This is a genomic window from Methylophilus sp. DMC14 (assembly GCF_056314085.1).
This window is the reverse complement of the sequence record NZ_JBQUZA010000001.1, coordinates 51,353-70,038: the sequence shown is the minus strand read 5'-3', so window position 1 is coordinate 70,038 and position 18,686 is coordinate 51,353. Positions and strand designations below refer to the sequence as shown.

14 protein-coding genes are annotated in these 18,686 nt (G+C 52.9%); 10 read left to right on the top strand and 4 right to left on the bottom strand.

Annotation, left to right across the window (positions count from 1 at the left end; all coding sequences use genetic code 11):
* Positions 1-31: 31 nt before the first annotated feature.
* Both ACT53C_RS00340 and ACT53C_RS00335 read left to right on the top strand, forming a co-directional pair.
* A complete protein-coding gene (locus ACT53C_RS00340) occupies positions 32-2,266 on the top strand; it encodes a TonB-dependent receptor plug domain-containing protein (protein WP_476144273.1) in 2,235 nt (744 codons plus the stop codon).
* A gap of 43 nt (positions 2,267-2,309) precedes the next feature.
* Positions 2,310-4,535, top strand: a complete 2,226-nt coding sequence (locus ACT53C_RS00335) for a TonB-dependent receptor (RefSeq protein ID WP_476144271.1) — start codon at positions 2,310-2,312, stop codon at positions 4,533-4,535.
* A 28-nt stretch (positions 4,536-4,563) separates the two neighbouring features.
* Here the strand turns inward: ACT53C_RS00335 and ACT53C_RS00330 are convergent, their stop codons facing one another.
* Together ACT53C_RS00330 and ACT53C_RS00325 are read right to left on the bottom strand one after the other, a co-directional pair.
* Entirely contained in the window at positions 4,564-5,841 is a 1,278-nt protein-coding gene (locus ACT53C_RS00330; protein ID WP_476144269.1) for an HD-GYP domain-containing protein, read from the bottom strand.
* Positions 5,834-8,773, bottom strand: a complete 2,940-nt coding sequence (locus ACT53C_RS00325) for an EAL domain-containing protein (protein ID WP_476144267.1) — start codon at positions 8,771-8,773, stop codon at positions 5,834-5,836. The genes ACT53C_RS00330 and ACT53C_RS00325 overlap by 8 nt, the downstream gene beginning before the upstream one ends.
* Before the next feature lie 170 nt (positions 8,774-8,943).
* Here ACT53C_RS00325 and ACT53C_RS00320 point away from each other — a divergent pair, with 170 nt between their 5' ends.
* The 5 genes from ACT53C_RS00320 to ACT53C_RS00300 all read left to right on the top strand — a co-directional run bounded on the left by ACT53C_RS00320 (position 8,944) and on the right by ACT53C_RS00300 (position 14,245).
* The gene (locus ACT53C_RS00320; protein ID WP_476144265.1) at positions 8,944-10,101 is read left to right on the top strand and encodes a sialidase family protein; all 1,158 of its coding nucleotides are present in this window, start codon (positions 8,944-8,946) and stop codon (positions 10,099-10,101) included.
* 117 nt (positions 10,102-10,218) lie between these two features.
* Positions 10,219-12,801: an ATP-dependent chaperone ClpB gene (gene clpB, locus ACT53C_RS00315; protein ID WP_476144263.1), complete on the top strand. Its 2,583-nt coding sequence runs from the start codon at positions 10,219-10,221 to the stop codon at positions 12,799-12,801.
* A 122-nt stretch (positions 12,802-12,923) separates the two neighbouring features.
* Positions 12,924-13,460 carry a hypothetical protein gene (locus ACT53C_RS00310; RefSeq protein ID WP_194748574.1) on the top strand — a complete coding sequence of 179 codons (537 nt, stop codon included), beginning with the start codon at positions 12,924-12,926 and terminating at the stop codon, positions 13,458-13,460.
* A gap of 30 nt (positions 13,461-13,490) precedes the next feature.
* Positions 13,491-13,910: a secondary thiamine-phosphate synthase enzyme YjbQ gene (locus ACT53C_RS00305; RefSeq protein ID WP_194740530.1), complete on the top strand. Its 420-nt coding sequence runs from the start codon at positions 13,491-13,493 to the stop codon at positions 13,908-13,910.
* 35 nt (positions 13,911-13,945) lie between these two features.
* Positions 13,946-14,245 carry a hypothetical protein gene (locus tag ACT53C_RS00300; RefSeq protein ID WP_313987334.1) on the top strand — a complete coding sequence of 100 codons (300 nt, stop codon included), beginning with the start codon at positions 13,946-13,948 and terminating at the stop codon, positions 14,243-14,245.
* A 47-nt stretch (positions 14,246-14,292) separates the two neighbouring features.
* Here the strand turns inward: ACT53C_RS00300 and ACT53C_RS00295 are convergent, their stop codons facing one another.
* On the bottom strand, positions 14,293-15,672 hold the full coding sequence (locus ACT53C_RS00295; protein WP_275356181.1) for a murein hydrolase activator EnvC family protein: 1,380 nt from the start codon (positions 15,670-15,672) through the stop codon (positions 14,293-14,295).
* 16 nt (positions 15,673-15,688) lie between these two features.
* Positions 15,689-17,239, bottom strand: a complete 1,551-nt coding sequence (gene gpmI / locus ACT53C_RS00290; RefSeq protein ID WP_476144260.1) for a 2,3-bisphosphoglycerate-independent phosphoglycerate mutase — start codon at positions 17,237-17,239, stop codon at positions 15,689-15,691.
* Between the two features lie 146 nt (positions 17,240-17,385).
* On the opposite strand from gpmI, the gene ACT53C_RS00285 reads away from it, so the two are divergent.
* The 3 genes from ACT53C_RS00285 to secB all read left to right on the top strand — a co-directional run bounded on the left by ACT53C_RS00285 (position 17,386) and on the right by secB (position 18,646).
* Complete coding sequence (locus ACT53C_RS00285; RefSeq protein ID WP_476144258.1) at positions 17,386-17,805, top strand: rhodanese-like domain-containing protein; 420 nt, start codon at positions 17,386-17,388, stop codon at positions 17,803-17,805.
* A gap of 11 nt (positions 17,806-17,816) precedes the next feature.
* Positions 17,817-18,074 carry a glutaredoxin 3 gene (gene grxC, locus ACT53C_RS00280; RefSeq protein ID WP_194748569.1) on the top strand — a complete coding sequence of 86 codons (258 nt, stop codon included), beginning with the start codon at positions 17,817-17,819 and terminating at the stop codon, positions 18,072-18,074.
* A 95-nt stretch (positions 18,075-18,169) separates the two neighbouring features.
* The gene (gene secB, locus ACT53C_RS00275; protein ID WP_194748568.1) at positions 18,170-18,646 is read left to right on the top strand and encodes a protein-export chaperone SecB; all 477 of its coding nucleotides are present in this window, start codon (positions 18,170-18,172) and stop codon (positions 18,644-18,646) included.
* Positions 18,647-18,686: the final 40 nt, after the last annotated feature.

The following is an 18,686-nucleotide window of genomic DNA, read 5'->3' as shown; positions in this document are numbered from 1 at the left end:
ATATATGTACATATTCGAACAAAGACTATCGTTGCGATTCCGACAGTACTGGCCGCTGGTATTCATCGCGCTTTATGCCGTCTCACCGCTGGCTGTGGCCGCGGACGCTGAGCCATCTCTGCCGAAATCGGATCAGACACTCGGTTTGCCTGAGATTGAAGTGGTAGAAAAGAAACTGCGTGCAATTCCCTTGTCGGCGACAGAGCTGGAGGCTGAAAGCCTCCGATCCCATGCTATGGAAATGGACACCAGCAGAATGCTGGAAGAGGTGCCTGGATTGAGTGTGTATTCGGCAGGTACGATTTCTGGATTACCTGCGATTCATGGCTTAGCCGATGAACGTTTGCGCACACAGGTGGATGGCATGGATTTATCCTCCGCATGCCCCAATCACATGAACTCCATACTCTCATATATTCACCCTAGTCGAGTGGGCAAGATTAAAGTGTTCAGCGGGGTCGTGCCAGTGAGTGAAGGCGGCGATAGCCTAGGCGGGACCATTCAAGTCAGTGCCGCCTCTCCAGTGTTTGCTACGGGTGAGCAACCCCTGGTCACCGGCAATTTAGGGAGTTTTTACCGAAGTAATGGCTATGCCCATGGCTGGAATGCAGCTGCTGGCTTTGCAAGCAGGCAGTTCAATCTCCAGTATTCAGAGTCCAGATTGGACGCCTCCAATTATCGTGCAGCTAAAGACTTCAAGGATCTCAGTCGGTGGCCCTCTGCGGACTGGATCAAGGCGACTGATCTCGATGTAGTTGCCTCCAGTGCCATTTCCGGCGCCATTAACCGAGCGCTTGATCTCGCCTTCAAACAGGACTCGCATTTGCTGCAACTGGGTATCAGCCAGCAGACCGTTGGTTTTGAGGGCTTTCCGAATCAACGCATGGACATGACGGATAATCAAAACACCAACATCAACTTTCGCTACAACGGTGAGTTCGACTGGGGGGATATTCAGGCCAGGCTATACCGTCAACGGGTCAAACATGCGATGGATATTGGTGCAGAACGTGCAGATCAACTGATGCCCATGTTATCCAAAGCGACAACCGTTGGTGGTGGGTTAAAGTTAAGCATCCCGTTTTTGACGGACCATATTTTCAAACTCGGGAGTGAGTTCGTTTCCTATCGTCTGGATGACTGGTGGCCACCGGTTGGATCGGCAGTCGGCTCTATGTGCTGTAATGATTTTCAAAATATCCGTAACGGGCGCCGCGATCGTATTGGCCTGTTTGCTGAAATGGACTCACACTGGGGAACTGCATGGCAGACCTCTCTGGGCTTACGCTCGGATATTGTGAGTACGGATGCGTCAGATGTACAGGGCTACAGTAATACAGCTTCCTACCGAAATGATGTTAGAAGCTTCAATGCGCTGAGTCATGATCGTCGGGACCATAATTGGGACTGGACCGCACTAGCCCGTTATATGCCAACCCAGCAGGCCACTTACGAACTTGGCTTGGCCCGAAAGTCCAGATCGCCTAACCTGTATGAGCGCTATCCATGGGCAACCTTCTCGATGGCTGCGCTCATGAACAATTTTGTCGGCGACGGCAATGGTTATGTGGGCGACGTCAATTTGCAACCTGAAGTCGCGCACACCCTGAATCTCGCAATGGATTGGCATGATGAAGCACAGTCTGTGTGGGCAGCCAAAATAAATGCCTACCTGACCTACATCAGTGATTATGTCGATGCCAAACGCTGCAACAGCGGCAGGTGTTCGCCAGCCAATCGGACCAACAATAATGCCTACGTTATTTTGCAGTATGCCAATCAAAGCGCCAGGCTGCATGGGCTTGATTTCTCCGCCTATCGTGTCCTGAATCCTGAGCAGAAGTCTTGGGGTGAGTTCAGGGCAAAATACCTGATCAGTTATACCCGAGGTGAAAACACCACCAGCGGCAATGATCTTTATCACATCATGCCCCTCAATGGACGATTCTCGCTAGAGCATGCCGTCGGCGGCTGGTTGTCGACCGCAGAGCTACAGCTTGTGAGTGCAAAGACGCATGTGTCAGCGGTCCGCAATGAAACTCAGACCGATGGGTATGGCTTGCTCAATCTGCGTACCAGTTACAGTCGTAAACATTTCAGGGTGGATTTCGCCGTGGAAAATGCCCTGAATAAGCTTTATTACTCGCCACTAGGCGGGGCCTATCTTGGTCAAGGAGACCCGATGAGCCTCGGCACAATTCCATGGGGCATCAACTTGCCCGGCATGGGGCGGTCGGTAAATGTGGCCTTCAATTTGTTTTATTAAAAGTGGTCTGCATCTGTTTGACCATGTGTAAAAGGGGAGCGTTTTGAATAATAAGGTGTGGATGATGATGTTGGTGTGGGGCGGGGTGGTTTCCCATGCCTATGCAGACCATGACCAGTATTCCGAGCAATTGGAAGACGTGGTGATTACGTCTAGCCGTGCGCAGGCTAAATTGAGTCAGATGCCGGTGAATACTACATTGATTACGCAGGAGGATATTCGGCGAACGGCGGCACAATCACTGGATCAGGTGTTGCGTATGATTCCCGGGTTTAATTTTTCTGGCACCCCGGCATTGATCAGTGATCCCACAGGGAATCAGACCAAGCTGCGCGGGACTGGTAACAGCAAGGTGCTGGTGATGGTGGATGGCATTCCTGTGATTGATCCTTTCTACTTGACGACGCAATGGTTCAAGGTGCCATTGAATAACATTGATCATATCGAAATTATGCGAGGAGGTTCATCTAGCCTATGGGGCAGCATGGCCGCGTCCGGTGTGATCAATATCATTACCAAAACACCCAAAGACAATGCCGGAGAGGCCGTGATTTCAGGCGGGACACAGGGGACCAATAATGAGTACATCAGCAAAAACTTTTCGATGTCTGATCATTTGCACTTTAATCTCACTTATAACCGTACGCAGACCAATGGGTATCTTACAGTGCCACACGAATACCTGTGGATGTATCCGGGACGAAGGGCTACGCATGATGAAAACAATGTGATTCGGCTTAGTGGGATTTATCATCCCTCAGATCAATTCGAGGCTTTCTTGAAAATGGGCTATGCGCGCCAGGATCAGGACATCAATTACAGCTCAGCCTATGGTAACAACCTGCAGAGCAGTACAGATGTGGCGGGTGGCTTTACCGCAGCATTGTCTGACGACAGTAAAGTCAGTACGCGTGCCTGGTACCAGTATTTGAGCTTTGATAAGTACAATGGTGCTTCTTGTCTCTGGTCCAATGCGAATGGAACCGGTACCTGTCGAACAGCAGGTACATCTTTACTCGCCAATCCGCAAACTGTGAATAATCCCTATAGCCTTTATTACACACAATATGGCAATCAGGCGTATCGTGAAAAAGGACTGTCAGCGGTATATTCCAAAACGTTTAATGTCGCTGGTGATGGTGTCCAAGTCGGTGCAGACTTCAGAAAGCTGACGGCCAGTGATGCGGAGCAGTACTTCGGTACACCGGCTTCGATCAAGAGTACGCAAAATCTTTTTGCAACGGCGATAGGCTCAGGCGAACAAACATTCCAAGGTGTATTCATGCAGGGGAAATACTCGCCTACAGAAGCCTTACAGCTGACTTTGAGCGGCCGTTATGATGAGTGGTTTACAAATAACATGTCTAGCCAGCTGACCAGAGCGGGCGGGACCGCTTCGGGAGGGGGGAATGCAGATACTTCATATTATGCGTTCAACCCGAGTGCTGGTGTTCATTATGACTGGAATGACAATGTGGCCTTACGCGCTTCAGCGTACACGGCATTTCGTGCGCCAGGATTTAATAACCTGCTCAGAAGTTTTGGCAACTCAACCGCCTTTACCGTGGCTAATCCAAACTTGATGCCAGAAAAAGTGAAAGGATTTGAAGTAGGAACGGATTTTCGTGGGGACAAACTGACGCTTGGTGTGACGTATTTCTTTAATGATATTAGCGATATGATCGCGACATACAATGTTGCTAAAAATGCGTCTGCGCCTCAACCTGTGAAAAATCTTTGTGGATGGACTGGAGGCAGCACATTCACCAACTGTACGGGCAATATTACGTATTACACAAACGACCAGACCGGGCGCGCCTATGGTGTTGAGTTATCTGGAAAATATGTATTGACCGATACCTGGCAACTGGATGGAATGTATACCTATACCAGTACTTATTTGACCAGCAAGTCTGGGAGTGTGACGACTCCATTGGAGACCCAGCTAGCAGGTTTTGCCAAAAATATCGCTGCATTGGGCCTCGCTTGGAAACCGGATGCGCGCTGGCATACCTATATTCAAGCCTATTATGTTGGCCCGATGACGACTGCCTTTTCTGCATCGGGGGAAGCTCAAAAACAAGGGTCTAACACCATTGTGAACCTGAGCGCCAGTTATACCATTAACAAAAACTGGCAAATCTATGCCAATGTGATGAATGTGTTTGATAGAACCTATCAGGACAGTACTTACAGCTATGGCCAACCTTGGTCGCAAGGGTTGGCCATGCCGTTTACATTGCTGGCAGGGGTCAGAGCCCAGTTCTGATCCCTGGGTTATGCCTATGCTTATGGGGTTACATCAATGCCAGTGACTTATCCAAAAAGTAGCTGGTGCGCTGTTTGAGCCGCATGCGTTTTTGCAGGATATCGGGTAGCTGCTCTGGTTTCAGGCACTGGATGATGTTGATGTCCAGCGCTTCCCTGAGGTCAAAGGTCTCGCCTTCTTCCTCAGGATCATCGTTGAGTATCTGCACGAAAGGCCTTAAGGGTTGCTGCGGGTTGGTGGAGATCACCGTCGCCAGTTGCTGATCAGATAGGCGCACTACACTGCCTGGCGGATAAATGCCCAGGCATTTGATAAAGCGGCGCAAAATGGTTTGGTCAAACTGGTGACGTTGCTGCGCAAACATCATGCTGAGCGCTTCGTAGGGCGTTTTTGCCAACGCCGGGTTAGAGGGGTTGCATAAGTTGTCATACACATTGGCGATGATCAGGATATGCGACAACGGGTCAATCTGTTCTGCACGCAGGCCTTGCGGGTAACCGCTGCCATCCGCAAATTCATGATGCTGGGCAATCAGTGTCATGATTTTTTTGGGTACGGCCACCTCTTTGAGCATATTCAGGCCTAAGGCGACGTGGGTTTGATAAATCGCGACTTCGCGCAGGTTAAGGGGGTCCTTTTTCAACAGGATTTTGTCACTAATCTGCCGCTTGCCAATATCATGCAAAATGGCCGCCATGCCCAGTATCACCGCATCTTCATCACTGATATTCAGGTTCTTGGCCAGGATCAGGCTGGCCACCAGGGTATTCAGCTCATGCTGGTAATGCTGATCGCCGACACGGTGTCCGCTCATGGCGTGGATCGCAATGTCACCTTCAGTCAGTGTGCTGCTGACCAGGTCTTGTACCAGTGTCTGAGCCAGTCCATAGGCCTGGTCAGGATGCTCAGTTGAGAGCTTCTGAATGTTTTTGACCTCGGCACTGGTGCGCATAAACTTTTGCTCACTCTCGTTGATGACTTGCTTGAGCACCTGTCGTTTCTGCTGTGCAGCATTGAGCGGCGTTGTTTCCTTGGCGGGTTCCGGCTCTGGGAACAACGCTTTTTTCACCAGAAACTCCACGACATTGGCATTTTTTTTCAGTGGGTGACTGGTGCTTCGTCGCGGGTCATAGCGTAGCTGCTTGAGTCCAAGCGATTTGATCGTGTCAATTTGCGCATCTTCAGTGATCTTGAAGTTGCTGACCGAGAATGGATGATCCATCCAACCGAGATCAAGGTGGATATATAACCCCACTTGCAGTTGGTCTGGGCTAATGTAATAAGTGTCGGAGGCTTGATTATGCATGGCGTTTTATTTTTCTTTGATTGTTTAATGTTAACAGTTTTACAAAATCGTCCGCATTGACCGGATAGGCGTACAGATAGCCTTGGGCTGTCTGGCATCCCAGTCGCTGTAAAAATTTTTCCTGCTCTTCTGTCTCTACGCCTTCAGCCACCACGGTAAATCCCAGCTGAGTTGCCATGGCGTAAATCGCACTGGTAATCGCAGCATCGTCCTTGTCGTTTGGCAGGTCTTTGACAAAGCTGCGGTCTATCTTGATCTGGTCCAGCGGCAACCGTTTCAAGTGTGAGAGTGAAGAGTAGCCGGTGCCAAAATCATCAATCGCAATGCTGATTCCCAACAGCTTGAGTTGATTGAAGGTGTCGACCACATGTTGCGTATGCTGCATCAAGGTGCTTTCGGTGATTTCAAGCTCAATGATGGATGGGTCACATTCGCTTTCCATCAGGATGCCGTAGACCGTGTCGGCAAACTTGCTTTTCATGATCTGCACAGCAGAGACATTAATCGCAATTTTCTTGAATTCCGGATGCTGTTGATGCCAGGCATGCGCTTGCCGGACCGACTGAGCGAGGGCCCATTCCCCTATGCTCAGAATCAGGCCGGTTTCTTCTGCCAGCGGGATGAATTTGGCGGGCGAGATAATGCCCTGAGTCGGATGCATCCAGCGGATGAGCGCTTCCGCGCCAATAATCATGCCTGTCTTGAGGTCAATCTGGGCCTGATAGAACATATTCAGCTGGTTTTTATTGAGCGCCTGCCGCAACTCGGTTTCCAGCTGGAAGTGCTCAACGGCGTCGCGGCTCAGTGCAGCGTCGTAAAACGCGACATGGTTTTTACCGTTGTTTTTGACCTGATACATGGCGAGGTCGGCGGCTTTGATCAGGCTCTCGACATCCTGCCCATCCTGCGGGTACATCGAGATGCCTATGCTGCCACTGACAAAAATCTGGTGGTGGTCAATATTGAATTCAACACGCAGGGCTTCCAGAATATCATGCGCTTTTTGTGACGCATCGGCCTTGCTGCGCAGGTTTTCCAGCATGATGATGAATTCGTCACCACCAAGGCGGCCAACGATGTCAGACTCACGGACGGCCTGACGCAGACGTTCGGTTACGCTCAACAATAACTGGTCGCCGGCATAATGCCCCAGGCTGTCGTTGATATTTTTAAAGCGGTCGAGGTCGATAAACAGAATGGCCGCTTGCTGCTCATTGCGGCCGGAGCGCTGAATCGCATGCGCGAACAGGTGATTAATCAGGCGGCGGTTAGGCAGGCCGGTCAGCGGATCGTGATTGACCAGAGAGTTCAACTGGCGTTGCGAACGTTTCATTTCCGAAATATCCGCAAACACGCCCACATAATTGGTGATGGCATTGGCGTGGTTACGCACCGCTGTGATAGTCATCCACTCGGTGTAGCTCTCGCCGTTTTTGCGGACATTCTCAATTTCCCCAGACCATTTGCCATGACGTTTGAGCGCACCAAACAAGCCGCGCGGACGCTGTTTGAAGATTTGCGGTTTGCTGCCCAGTACCTCTTCTTCTGCATAGCCGGTAATCAAGGTGTAACCCTGGTTGATCCCCACCAGCTCCCCGGCCGGGTTCACAATCATGATGCCTTCGGTGGTACTGTCAAAGGCGATTTTTGCCAGTTTGAGATGTTTTCCGGTTTGTTCGCGGTTGATGGCCACGCTCAAGGTGCGGCCGATGGCCATCAGTGAGCCCAGTTCTTGTGAACTGGTCGGCTCTGCATCAAAACAGCGTTCAATGACCATGGAGCCCCACCAGTCATCGTCCAGCATCAGCGGCACAATGACCAGGTTGACCGTGTCGTGCGACTTGAGCAGGGCGCGCTCGGCCTCTGGCAGGCTCAGGGCATCACACATAACCGGCTGGCCCTGCGCCAGCAGGGCATGCCAGCGTTGTAGTTCTGGCGTGAGGAAAGACACTTTTTCCCAGTGCTCATACGTGGCATGAAAGCCGTTCATGGCCCAATGAAACAGGGCCTTGGAGCGCATTTCTGTCTTGTTGCGCGTATGGATATTCTCATGCTGCAGCAGGGTGGCGCGACTGAATCTAAAGGACAGGCAGCATTGTTGCAGCACGTTTTCTGCCACCGTTTGCCAGCGTTCAGTCGAGTGCAGCATCCAGTCGCATGAGATCAGGGTATCCAGCACGGCACTGCGGTTGTTGAGTTGGGTTTGAATAAACTTTTGCTCGCTCACATCGCGAGCGACCGTGATCAGGTGGCTTGGAAGGTCTTCGCGGTCGTAGTAAGCGACTTTATGCACTTCTAGCGTTTTATGACCGCCTTGTGGCAAATGCACCAACTCTTCATTGTGGTAGGGCTGGCGCGTTTGCCAGACTTGTTGGTCTGATTTTTCGTGATGTTCAAAACTGTTGCGGAATACCGGGTGCAAGGTTTGCGCAATTTGACGGTTATTCAAAAACTCAAAGTCAAAATGGTTGATCTGGAAGGTGTTGAGCATTTGCTCGTTGGCCATCATCCAGCGGTTGTCGCTATCCTTAATGCAAATCAGGTCAGGGCTCATTTCGATCAGTGAATGCACGATGGATTGCATATGCAGCAACTGGTCGGTCAAGGTCTTTTCTTCTTCCTCCAGCATGAGTCCCACGGCGCGACGGGTGTGTTGCGGATAGAATAGTCTGCATTTGAAATCGCGCTTGAGGCCTTTGAGGGTAAGCGTGATGTTTAGCTCGGTTTTGCTTTCGCGCATGGCTTCGATGAGCACCTGACGTGTCTCTTTGGGCAATTCCTTGCCTATTGGTGCGAGCAGAGACAATGCCTGTTCGTTTGCCGCCAGGCTCACTGCACGGCGATTGATGGCCAGCATAGCCATATCGGGCATGGTGACGGCAAATGGCTGCAACCATGCTGTGCTATGATGATCAAAAACGGTGGGTAACATAATTCAGTCTGCTTGATTCCAGGCGTCTATCTGGGACGATTAAGTGGGTTAACGGCGCAGTTGGCGCTAAACTTTAGCGAGTTTCACTTGTGTTAATGAACGTCAATTTTATACATAAAATCAATCTGCTCAGGCATGGGTTAAGCGTGGTTTTAGGGCTGTTTGTCCTGATGACAAGCTGGGTGGATTTTGCGCAAGCGCACGAAGGTCATGAGGGCCATGCCGAGCAGGCACCCAACGCCCTGGCCGTCAGTGTCACGCCCGAGGGTGCCGGCCGCATCTGGCTGGCTCAGGCCAGGCAGGGTCAGGTCTGGGTGTCTTTGCTGGATGCCACGGGCAAACCCCTTGGTCGGGAAACCGCGGTCAATTCGTTGCCGATGAAAGTGGCCGCCGATGGCGAAGCCAGGCCCAAGATTGCGGTTGGCCCCAATGGCCATCTGTATGTCACCTGGACCGAATCGCTGAAAAAGCCTTATGCCGGCTATATCTGGTTTGCACGCTCTACCGATGGCGGCAAAAGCTTTGAGGCCCCTTATATCGTGCACCAGCACCGCGATGAAATCACCCACCGTTTTGACAGTTTGCATGTGGCCGCCAATGGCACCATCACCGTGGCCTGGGTAGATAAACGCGGTTTGCTGGCCGCCAAGGCTGCGGGCAAACCTTATGATGGTGCTGCCATTTACTACGCGGTTTCAAGCGATCATGGCAAAAGTTTTGCCCCAGAACAAAAATTGGCGGATAGCAGCTGCGAGTGTTGCCGGATTGCCATGACTAGCAAGCCGGATGGCACGGTGGCAGTCTTGTGGCGGCATGTCTTTGAGGGCAGTGAGCGCGACCACGCCATGGCCGAAATTGGTGGCACCGGCAAACCGGTGCTGGTGCGTGCCAGTTATGGTCACTGGAAACTGGATGGTTGTCCGCATCATGGTGCTGCGATTGCGGTTGGTGAAGGCTTTGGCTATCACCTGGCCTATTTTGATGGGGCAGGGGACAAGCCTGGCTTGCGGCTGGCGCGCATGGATGGCCAGGCCTGGGTGAGCTCACCGCCGAAACGGATTGGTGACCTCAAACGCAATGCCAGCCACCCGGCCTTGTTGAGTGTGGCCGATAAAGTCTGGCTGGCCTGGCAAGAGCGGGATAGCAGCGGTTTTGATATCGTGGCCATGGTCTCTGTGGATGGTGGCCGTACCTGGGGCGCGCCCAGTGTCATGCTGCATAGCACGACCAAGTTGGATTACCCGCAATGGCTCAATTTACAAGGCCAAGTGTCGCTGGCCGTGAATACCAGTGATCAAGGCTTGAAAGTCCTGCCATTCGCAAAATAGCCAGCTCAAAAACGCTGTCATTTGATCTGGCGCTATTGAAAACGCAAAAACCCGCCGCATTATATGGGTATCCAGCCGCAAGCGTGCGGCGATACTTTAATCAAGAAAGGGTTTGCCATGCGTTTTGATAAACTCACGACTAAATTTCAACAGGCCCTGGCCGATGCGCAGAGCATGGCCGTCGGGGCGGATCATCCCACCATAGAAGCGCCTCACTTGTTGCTGGCCATGCTCAACCAGGACGACAGTGGGGTAGCGGCGCTGTTGTCACGCGCAGGTGCGCAAGTCAGTGCACTTAAAACCGGGTTGCAACAAGCCATAGATAACCTGCCCAAAGTCAGCGAAAACAGCGGCGATGTCAGCGTGTCGCGCGACCTCAATAATCTGCTCAATGTCACCGACAAGCTCGCGCAAAAGAGCGGCGACACCTATATTGCCAGCGAAATGTTCTTGCTGGCGCTGGCCGAAGATAAAGGCCCCACCGGGCAGCTGCTCAAGCAACATGGCTTGAGTAAAACCGCACTTGAACAGGCGATTAAAGCCGTGCGCGGCAATGATTCCGTCAACAGCCAGGAAGCCGAAGGTCAGCGTGAAGCGTTGAAAAAATACACGCTGGACCTGACCGAGCGCGCCCGTGCTGGCAAGCTGGATCCGGTGATTGGCCGCGATGACGAGATTCGGCGCGCCATTCAGGTCTTGCAGCGCCGCACCAAAAATAATCCGGTATTGATCGGTGAGCCCGGCGTGGGTAAAACCGCGATTGTAGAAGGACTGGCGCAGCGTATTGTCAATGGCGAAGTGCCTGATTCGCTTAAAAACAAAAAAGTATTGAGCCTGGACATGGCCGCCCTATTGGCCGGGGCCAAATACCGCGGCGAATTTGAAGAACGTTTGAAAGCGGTGCTCAAGGAGCTGGCGCAAGACGAAGGCCAGACCATCGTCTTTATTGACGAGATTCATACCATGGTCGGTGCCGGTAAATCTGAAGGCGCGATGGATGCCGGCAATATGCTCAAGCCTGCATTGGCCCGGGGTGAGCTGCATTGCGTGGGCGCGACCACGCTCGATGAATACCGTAAATATATCGAAAAAGATGCGGCCTTGGAGCGTCGCTTCCAGAAGGTGCTGGTGGACGAACCTAGCGTCGAGGCGACCATTGCCATCTTGCGCGGTTTGCAGGAAAAGTACGAATTACACCATGGTGTGGAAATTACCGACCCGGCCATTGTCGCGGCGGCAGAACTGTCTAACCGCTATATTACGGACCGTTTTTTGCCGGATAAGGCCATCGACCTGATCGACGAGGCAGCCTCGCGCATCAAGATGGAGATCGACTCCAAGCCGGAAGTCATGGATAAACTGGATCGCCGATTGATTCAGCTTAAGATTGAGCGTGAAGCCGTGCGCCGCGAGAAAGATGAAGCCAGCCAGAAACGCTTTGGCCTGATTGAAGAAGAAATCAGCAAGCTTGAAAAAGAGTATGCCGACCTCGAGGAAATCTGGAAAGCGGAGAAGGCTGCCGTACAAGGCTCGGCAGGCGTGAAAGAGGCGATTGAAAAAATTAAACTGGAGATGGAAGCCGCCAAACGCAAAGGCGACTGGCAAAAAGTCTCAGAGTTGCAGTATGGCAAATTGCCGCAACTCGAAGCCCAGTTGAAGCACGCGTCAAGCGCTGAAGCGAGTGGCACGGTCAAACATAAAATGTTGCGTACCGAAGTCGGTGCCGATGAAATTGCTGAAGTGGTCAGCCGGGCTACCGGCATCCCGGTCAGCAAAATGATGACCGGCGAGCGCGAAAAGCTGCTCAATATGGAAAACAGCCTGCATGCGCGGGTGGTGGGGCAGGACGAAGCGGTACGGCTGGTCTCGGATGCGATCCGTCGTTCACGCAGTGGCTTGAGTGACCCTAACCGTCCGTATGGCAGCTTTTTGTTCCTGGGGCCGACTGGCGTGGGTAAAACCGAGTTGTGCAAGGCGCTGGCCAACTTTCTGTTCGACAGTGAAGACCATCTGGTGCGCATAGACATGAGTGAGTTTATGGAAAAACACTCGGTCTCGCGGTTGATTGGTGCGCCCCCCGGCTATGTCGGCTATGAAGAAGGCGGCACGCTGACCGAAGCCGTGCGCCGCAAGCCTTATTCAGTCGTATTGCTGGACGAGGTGGAAAAAGCGCATCCGGATGTGTTTAACGTGTTGCTGCAAGTGCTGGACGATGGTCGCCTGACCGATGGCCAGGGGCGGACGGTAGACTTTAAGAATACCGTCATTATCATGACCTCTAACCTGGGTAGCCAGATGATCCAGAGCATGAGTGACCAGGATTATCAGGTGGTTAAACTGGCGGTGATGGGTGAGGTGAAAACGCACTTCAGGCCAGAGTTCATCAACCGGATTGATGAGGTGGTCGTGTTCCATTCACTGGGAGAAGCGCATGTGAAGTCGATTGCCAATATCCAGTTGCAATTGCTGGCCAAACGGCTGGCAGCCATGGAGATGCAACTCGACGTCACCGACGCAGCGCTGGCCGAAATTGCCAATGCAGGCTTTGATCCCGTTTATGGCGCACGTCCGCTCAAACGCGCCATTCAAAGTGAAATTGAGAATCCGCTGGCACGTGAAATCCTGGCTGGGCAGTTTGCGGCCAAAGACACGGTACAGGTGGATTTTCAGGGTGGGAAAATGCAGTTCCGCAAAGCCTGAGTGTCAGCGCGCACATCTTGGGCGCAGCGTGGTCATCTGCATGCAGGCTGAACCTGTGGTGCAAGCAAAGGGTCATATTCGTATGACCCTTTTTTATTGTGCGGGTGTAAAATGGAGCAACTATGCGAGACTCACAAGCTTGGCGTTTGTCCTTGATCATTTTTTTGCTCGGTTTGATGAGCGGATGCGCGACACAACCACCGCAACCGGTGCAGATTGACCGTATTTCTCCCGAGCAACTCGCTGCGCTGGTGCCACCGCCGCAGTCGACGTTGAGTTTGGATGAGATTGTGACCATGAGCAAGCAGGGCAAGACGGATGCCGAGATTATTGATGCAATCAAGCAGTCGCAATCGCGTTATGCATTGACCCCTTCAGAGGTGCTGTCATGGCATCAAAAAGGTATTTCCAAAGGCGTGCTTGATTATATGCAGCAGGCGAATGCGCTGGCGCAGCAAAACGCCATCGCCGATGAGATTAACAAGCGTGAAAAAGCGCGCGCCGAGGCAGAAGCCAAGTTAAAGCGTGAACGGGATTATGCCCGGTTGCGCAGCATGGATCCCTGGTTTTACGGGCCAGGTTTTTACGGCGGCCCCGGTTTTTATGGTGGCCCTTGGGGACCCAGGCCCTATTGGGGCGGCGGCTGGCGTTACTGGTAAACTGACGCTGATTTACGGATAGATTGATGGATGCGACAACAGCACGAAACCCTCTCTATTAATGCCCAAGGTCGGCGTTTGTATGACATCACGCCGCAGGTATTGCAATGGGTGCAGCAATCCGGCATTCAGTCCGGCTTGTTGACGCTGTATATCCAGCACACTTCAGCCAGCCTGCTGATCAATGAAAATTATGACCGCGATGTGCTGGTGGACCTGGAAGCCTTTTTTAACCGGCTGGTACCGGATGGCGATGACCTGTTCATTCATACCGTGGAGGGCCCGGATGACATGCCTGCACATGTGCGTACCGCGCTGACACAAACCAGCTTGTCGATTCCTGTGCTACAAGGCAGGGTTGCCCTGGGCCAGTGGCAAGGCATTTTTTTGTTTGAGCATCGACACCTGCCTGCCCGCAGACGCGTCCTCATGCATGTGATGGGTGAATAAGATTTTTGAGTATTTGATAGAAGTGTCGTATTGCCGTGCGTTATTCTGAACTGTTTTTATCTCTGACCTGTAGTTTCTTGGTGGTGGCTTGTAGCGAAGATGCGCCCAGCCAAGCGTCTACAGCGCTTCCCCTGCCACCCAGTGATGTGTCGTCCAATGATCTGGCGCCGCCAGCGGATGCCATGCCAGCAGCGGGGGGCACGCGCTCCGTGCAACTCATGCAGGTCTCTAACACTACGCTTACCATGTCGCAAGCAGAGCTGGACAAGTTGTATCTGGAAGCCAGGCAGCATGTGCGCGAGGCCGTGGATTCTTCAACAGAAGAACGGTACTAGGACCGCGCGCCGACCAGGACACCGGGGTGCGCAAGGCGGGCCAACGCCTAACGCACACTACTCCATTGCAGCGGATCAAACGGCACACTGTTGCGGCGCAGTTCGTAATAAACCCCATTTTCAGCATTGCCACCGCTATTGCCCACCGCGGCAATCGTATCGCCCGCTTTAACACTTTGCCCTGACGATTTGTACAAGGCCTCGTTGTTACCGTACAGGCTCATGTAGCCGTTGCCGTGGTCAATCACAATCAGGTTGCCAAAGCCACGCATCCAGTCGGCAAACACCACTTGCCCGCCCGCGACCGATTTCACCTCGCTGCCCTCCCTGGCGCGGATGAAGATGCCTTTCCAGCTTACCCCGGTCTCTGCCCGGGCCGTGCCAAAACGGTTGATCACATCGCCGCGTACCGGCAGGCGCAAGCGTCCCCGTAACTGGGCAAAGTTTTCCTTGTTGGCATTGTATTCAGGTAGCGTTTCGTTTTTGGCAATCACGGTGCTGCTTTGCGTGTCGCTGCCTGAGTCATCGACTGTTGCTTGCGGCGTATGCTCAAACGTGCGGCCGCCGGATTTCTTTTTACGCGCCGCCAGTTCAGCGGCTTTTTTAGCCGCCGCTTCTTTCTCGCGCTTGGCTTTCGCCAGCGCTTCCTGCTCACGTTTCTTGGCCTCGGCCAGCAAGCGCTGGAACAACTGTGACAGCGCTTCTTCGTCTTTTTTCAGCCGGACCATCTGCTGTTCTTGCGTTTCGATCTGTTTGGACAGCTCTTTTAACGCCTCGCTACGCAGTGATTTTTCGTTTTCCAGTTTTTGCGTGGTGTCGCTGTATTGGCTGGCCAGACGTTCGGTTTCGTGCAATTGTTCGGTGGTTTGCGTGCGGACGCGGTCTATGGCTTCCTGGTTGGTTTGCAGCGACTGAATCTGCTGCTGGTGCGCCGCCGTCAGATAGCCCAGGTATTTGAGATTGCGTGCCGTGTTGTTGGGGTCCTGTTGTTGCAACAACATTTGCAGCGGGCTATGGTTGCCATGCCGATATTGCTGGTTTAGCTGCTCGTTGAGCGATTGTTTTTGCTGGTTGACCTGACGTTGCAGGCCGTTGAGTTGTTTTTGCAAGTCTTGTAATTTGCTGCGGTTTTCCAGCTGCGCATCCTGAATCTCGCGCAATTTTTTGCGGGATGCGCTGATGGCCGTTTCCGAAGCCTTGAGCGCTTCATGTGCATCCTGTTTGGCCACGCGCGAAGCTTTGAGCGCATTGGCCAGTTGCTGGATTTTCTCTTTGACCTGTTCGAGATCGCCTTTGGTTGTTTCTGTTTTGTCCGCAGGCGCGGCCTGCGCTGGCAGGCTCACGGCGCCACAGAGCCAGAGGCCTGCCAACAGGCTAAAACACTTGATCGCTGGCTTTGCCAGCTGCTTAACGATGATCGGAGTCATGCACCTGAGCGGCCACTCAGGCCGCTGCATTCAATTGGATCAGCGACTGGCCGGTCATTTCTGCAGGTTGTGCGACCCCCATCAGCGATAACAAGGTCGGTGCAATGTCTGACAGTGCGCCGCCGCTACGAATCACCGCCTGGCGCCCAACGTAAATAAAGGGCACCAGATTGGTGGTGTGCTGGGTGTGTGCCTGCGCACTGGTGTGGTCAAACATGCTCTCGGCATTGCCATGGTCGGCGGTAATAATCACTTCAGCGCCGGTTTTTTGGGCAGCCGCCACAATCCGGCCGACACAGGTGTCCAGCGTTTCTACCGCTTTAATGGCCGCTTGCAAGTTGCCGGTATGGCCCACCATATCGCCATTGGCATAGTTGCAGATCACGGCCTGATATTGCTGCGATTCAATGGCGGCGACCAGTTTGTCGGTGACTTCTGGCGCACTCATTTCTGGTTGCAAGTCATAGGTCGCAACTTTGGGTGAAGGCACCAGAATGCGGTCTTCACCAGCAAAAACGGTTTCTTCACCGCCGTTGAAGAAGAACGTCACGTGCGGATACTTTTCGGTTTCGGCAATGCGCAATTGCTTGAGCCCGAGTTTGGAGACGTATTCGCCAAAGGTATTGGGCACGGTGTAGGGCGCGAAAATCGGTTCTGCCAGCGTCTGGTTTTTGTCGTACTGGGTCAGCGTAAAATAGTGGCTAAAGCGTGGCACCCGGCTGCGCTCAAAGCCTGCAAACTGCTGGTTGAGCAGGGCATCGGTCAGTTGGCGGGCGCGGTCACTCCTGAAGTTCATGAACACCAGGCAGTCACCGTCTTCCATACGCACGGGGGCTTCGTCAGCCGCGCGAATTGCCGTGCACTTCACAAACTCGTCGCTTTCATCGCGGGCATACGCTTGCTGCAAGGCCGTCAGGCTGTCTGCCGCCACATATTCGGCTGTACCATTGACCAGCAACTCATAAGCCACCGCGACCCGCTCCCAGCGCTTGTCGCGGTCCATGCCATAAAAGCGGCCGCCCACAGAGGCCACCCTGCCAACGCCCAGCTGCTGGAGATGGTTTTCGAGCGCTTGCAGGTAAGGCTGCGCGCTTTTGGGCGGGGTGTCGCGGCCATCGAGAAAGGCATGCACATACACCTTGCTCAGGCCCTGTTGCTTGGCCATTTCGAGCAGGGCGTGAATATGCGGCTGGTAGCTATGCACGCCGCCATCAGACAGCAGGCCCAGGATATGCAGCGCTTTGTCACTGGCTTTGAGGGCCTGCATGGCATTGACCAGGGCGGGTAACTTGAAAAACTCACCACTGCTGATGCTGTTATTAATACGCTCAAAGTCTTGAAAGACAATGCGTCCCGCCCCAATATTCAGGTGACCCACTTCAGAATTGCCCATTTGGCCGTCTGGCAGGCCGACATAGTGTTCGGAGGCGTTGATCAGGCTGTGGGGGTAAGTGGCTTTGAGCCGGTCGAGGTTGGGCGTGTTTGCCTGTAAAACAGCATTGTGTTCGCGGGTCTCGCTGTGGCCAAAACCATCGAGGATCAGCAATATGACAGGTTTGATAGACATGGCTAACAATCTTTAAAAGTGGTGACGAAATGTCGGATTGATGAATTCGTCTATTATAATCGCAACCGCTGGTCACGCCTACCCAAGCGGCCAGTCTCCTGAAGACCGCACACCGGTCGTCATAACCCAACAAAGTGAGTAACGCTGTGGAATTTTTAAAACATAATGTGTTGTTAATCGGACTGGCGGTGGGCTCTGGCCTGGCGCTGATCCTGCCCATGCTGAGCCGTTCTGCGGCGGGGGCTACTGTGCTCTCGGTCACTGAAGCCGTGGTGCTGATGAATAGAAAATCTGCCTTGGTACTGGATGTGCGCGAGGCGGACGAATTTGCCCAGGGGCATTTGCAGGGTGCGCGCCATATTCCGCTTGCGCAACTGGCTGACCGCATAAATGAAATTCAAAAATTCAAGGAAAAGCCGGTGTTGCTGGTTTGCCAGCGCGGCAGCCGCGCCAACGCCGCCGCCAAATTGCTCAAGGCACAGGGCTTTACCACGTTGAATGTGCTCAAAGGTGGCATGGCCGCCTGGGTGGAGGCCAAGATGCCAGCCACCAAGTCATCCACTTGAAAGGAATCATGATGGCAAAAGTAGTGATGTATACCTCGGCAGTCTGCCCTTATTGCATCAATGCCGAACGGTTATTGAAAAACAAGGGTGTGACCGAAATTGAAAAAATTCGTGTCGATTTGCAGCCAGAGTTACGGGCCGAAATGATGGAAAAAACCGGCCGCCGTACGGTGCCACAGATTTTTATTGGCGAGCACCATGTTGGCGGCTTTGATGACTTGCATGCCCTGGATGTGCAGGGCGGTCTGGACCCGTTGCTGGCCGCTTGAAGTGACCTGTCCGCTGTCATAAAAAACCCATAGTCAGGCCAGGGATGTCCGGTTAGAATAGCGCCTTTGTGTATTGATAATTTTAAGGACGATTCATGGCTCAGGAACCACAAAACCAAGCGGACCAAAACGCAGCACCGATTTTCAGCATCGAAAAATTGTACGTGCATGATGCTTCTATCGAAGTGCCTAATGCTCCAGCGATTTTCACCGAGCGCACGACGCCACAGATCAATGTAGAGCTGGGCAATACGGCACAACAGGTTGAAGACGGTATTTTCAACGTCTCCATCAAAGTGACTGTGACCGCGAAAATCGAAGATAAAACCGCATTCCTGGTAGAAGTGAACCAATCCGGTATTTTTGCCATCCGCAACGTGCCACAAGAAAACATGGAGCCTATCCTGGCGGTGGCTTGCCCTAACATCTTGTTCCCTTATGCACGCGAAGCCATCTCCGATATGGTTACCCGCGCTGGCTTCATGCCCGTGTTGTTGAACCCGATCAACTTCGAAGCCTTGTACCTGCAGCAGCAGCAACAAGCTGCGCAAGCGGCTGGCGCTCCTAACTAATTTCGTCTCACTTTGTCAGTCACCGCAGATAGCTCGCGGT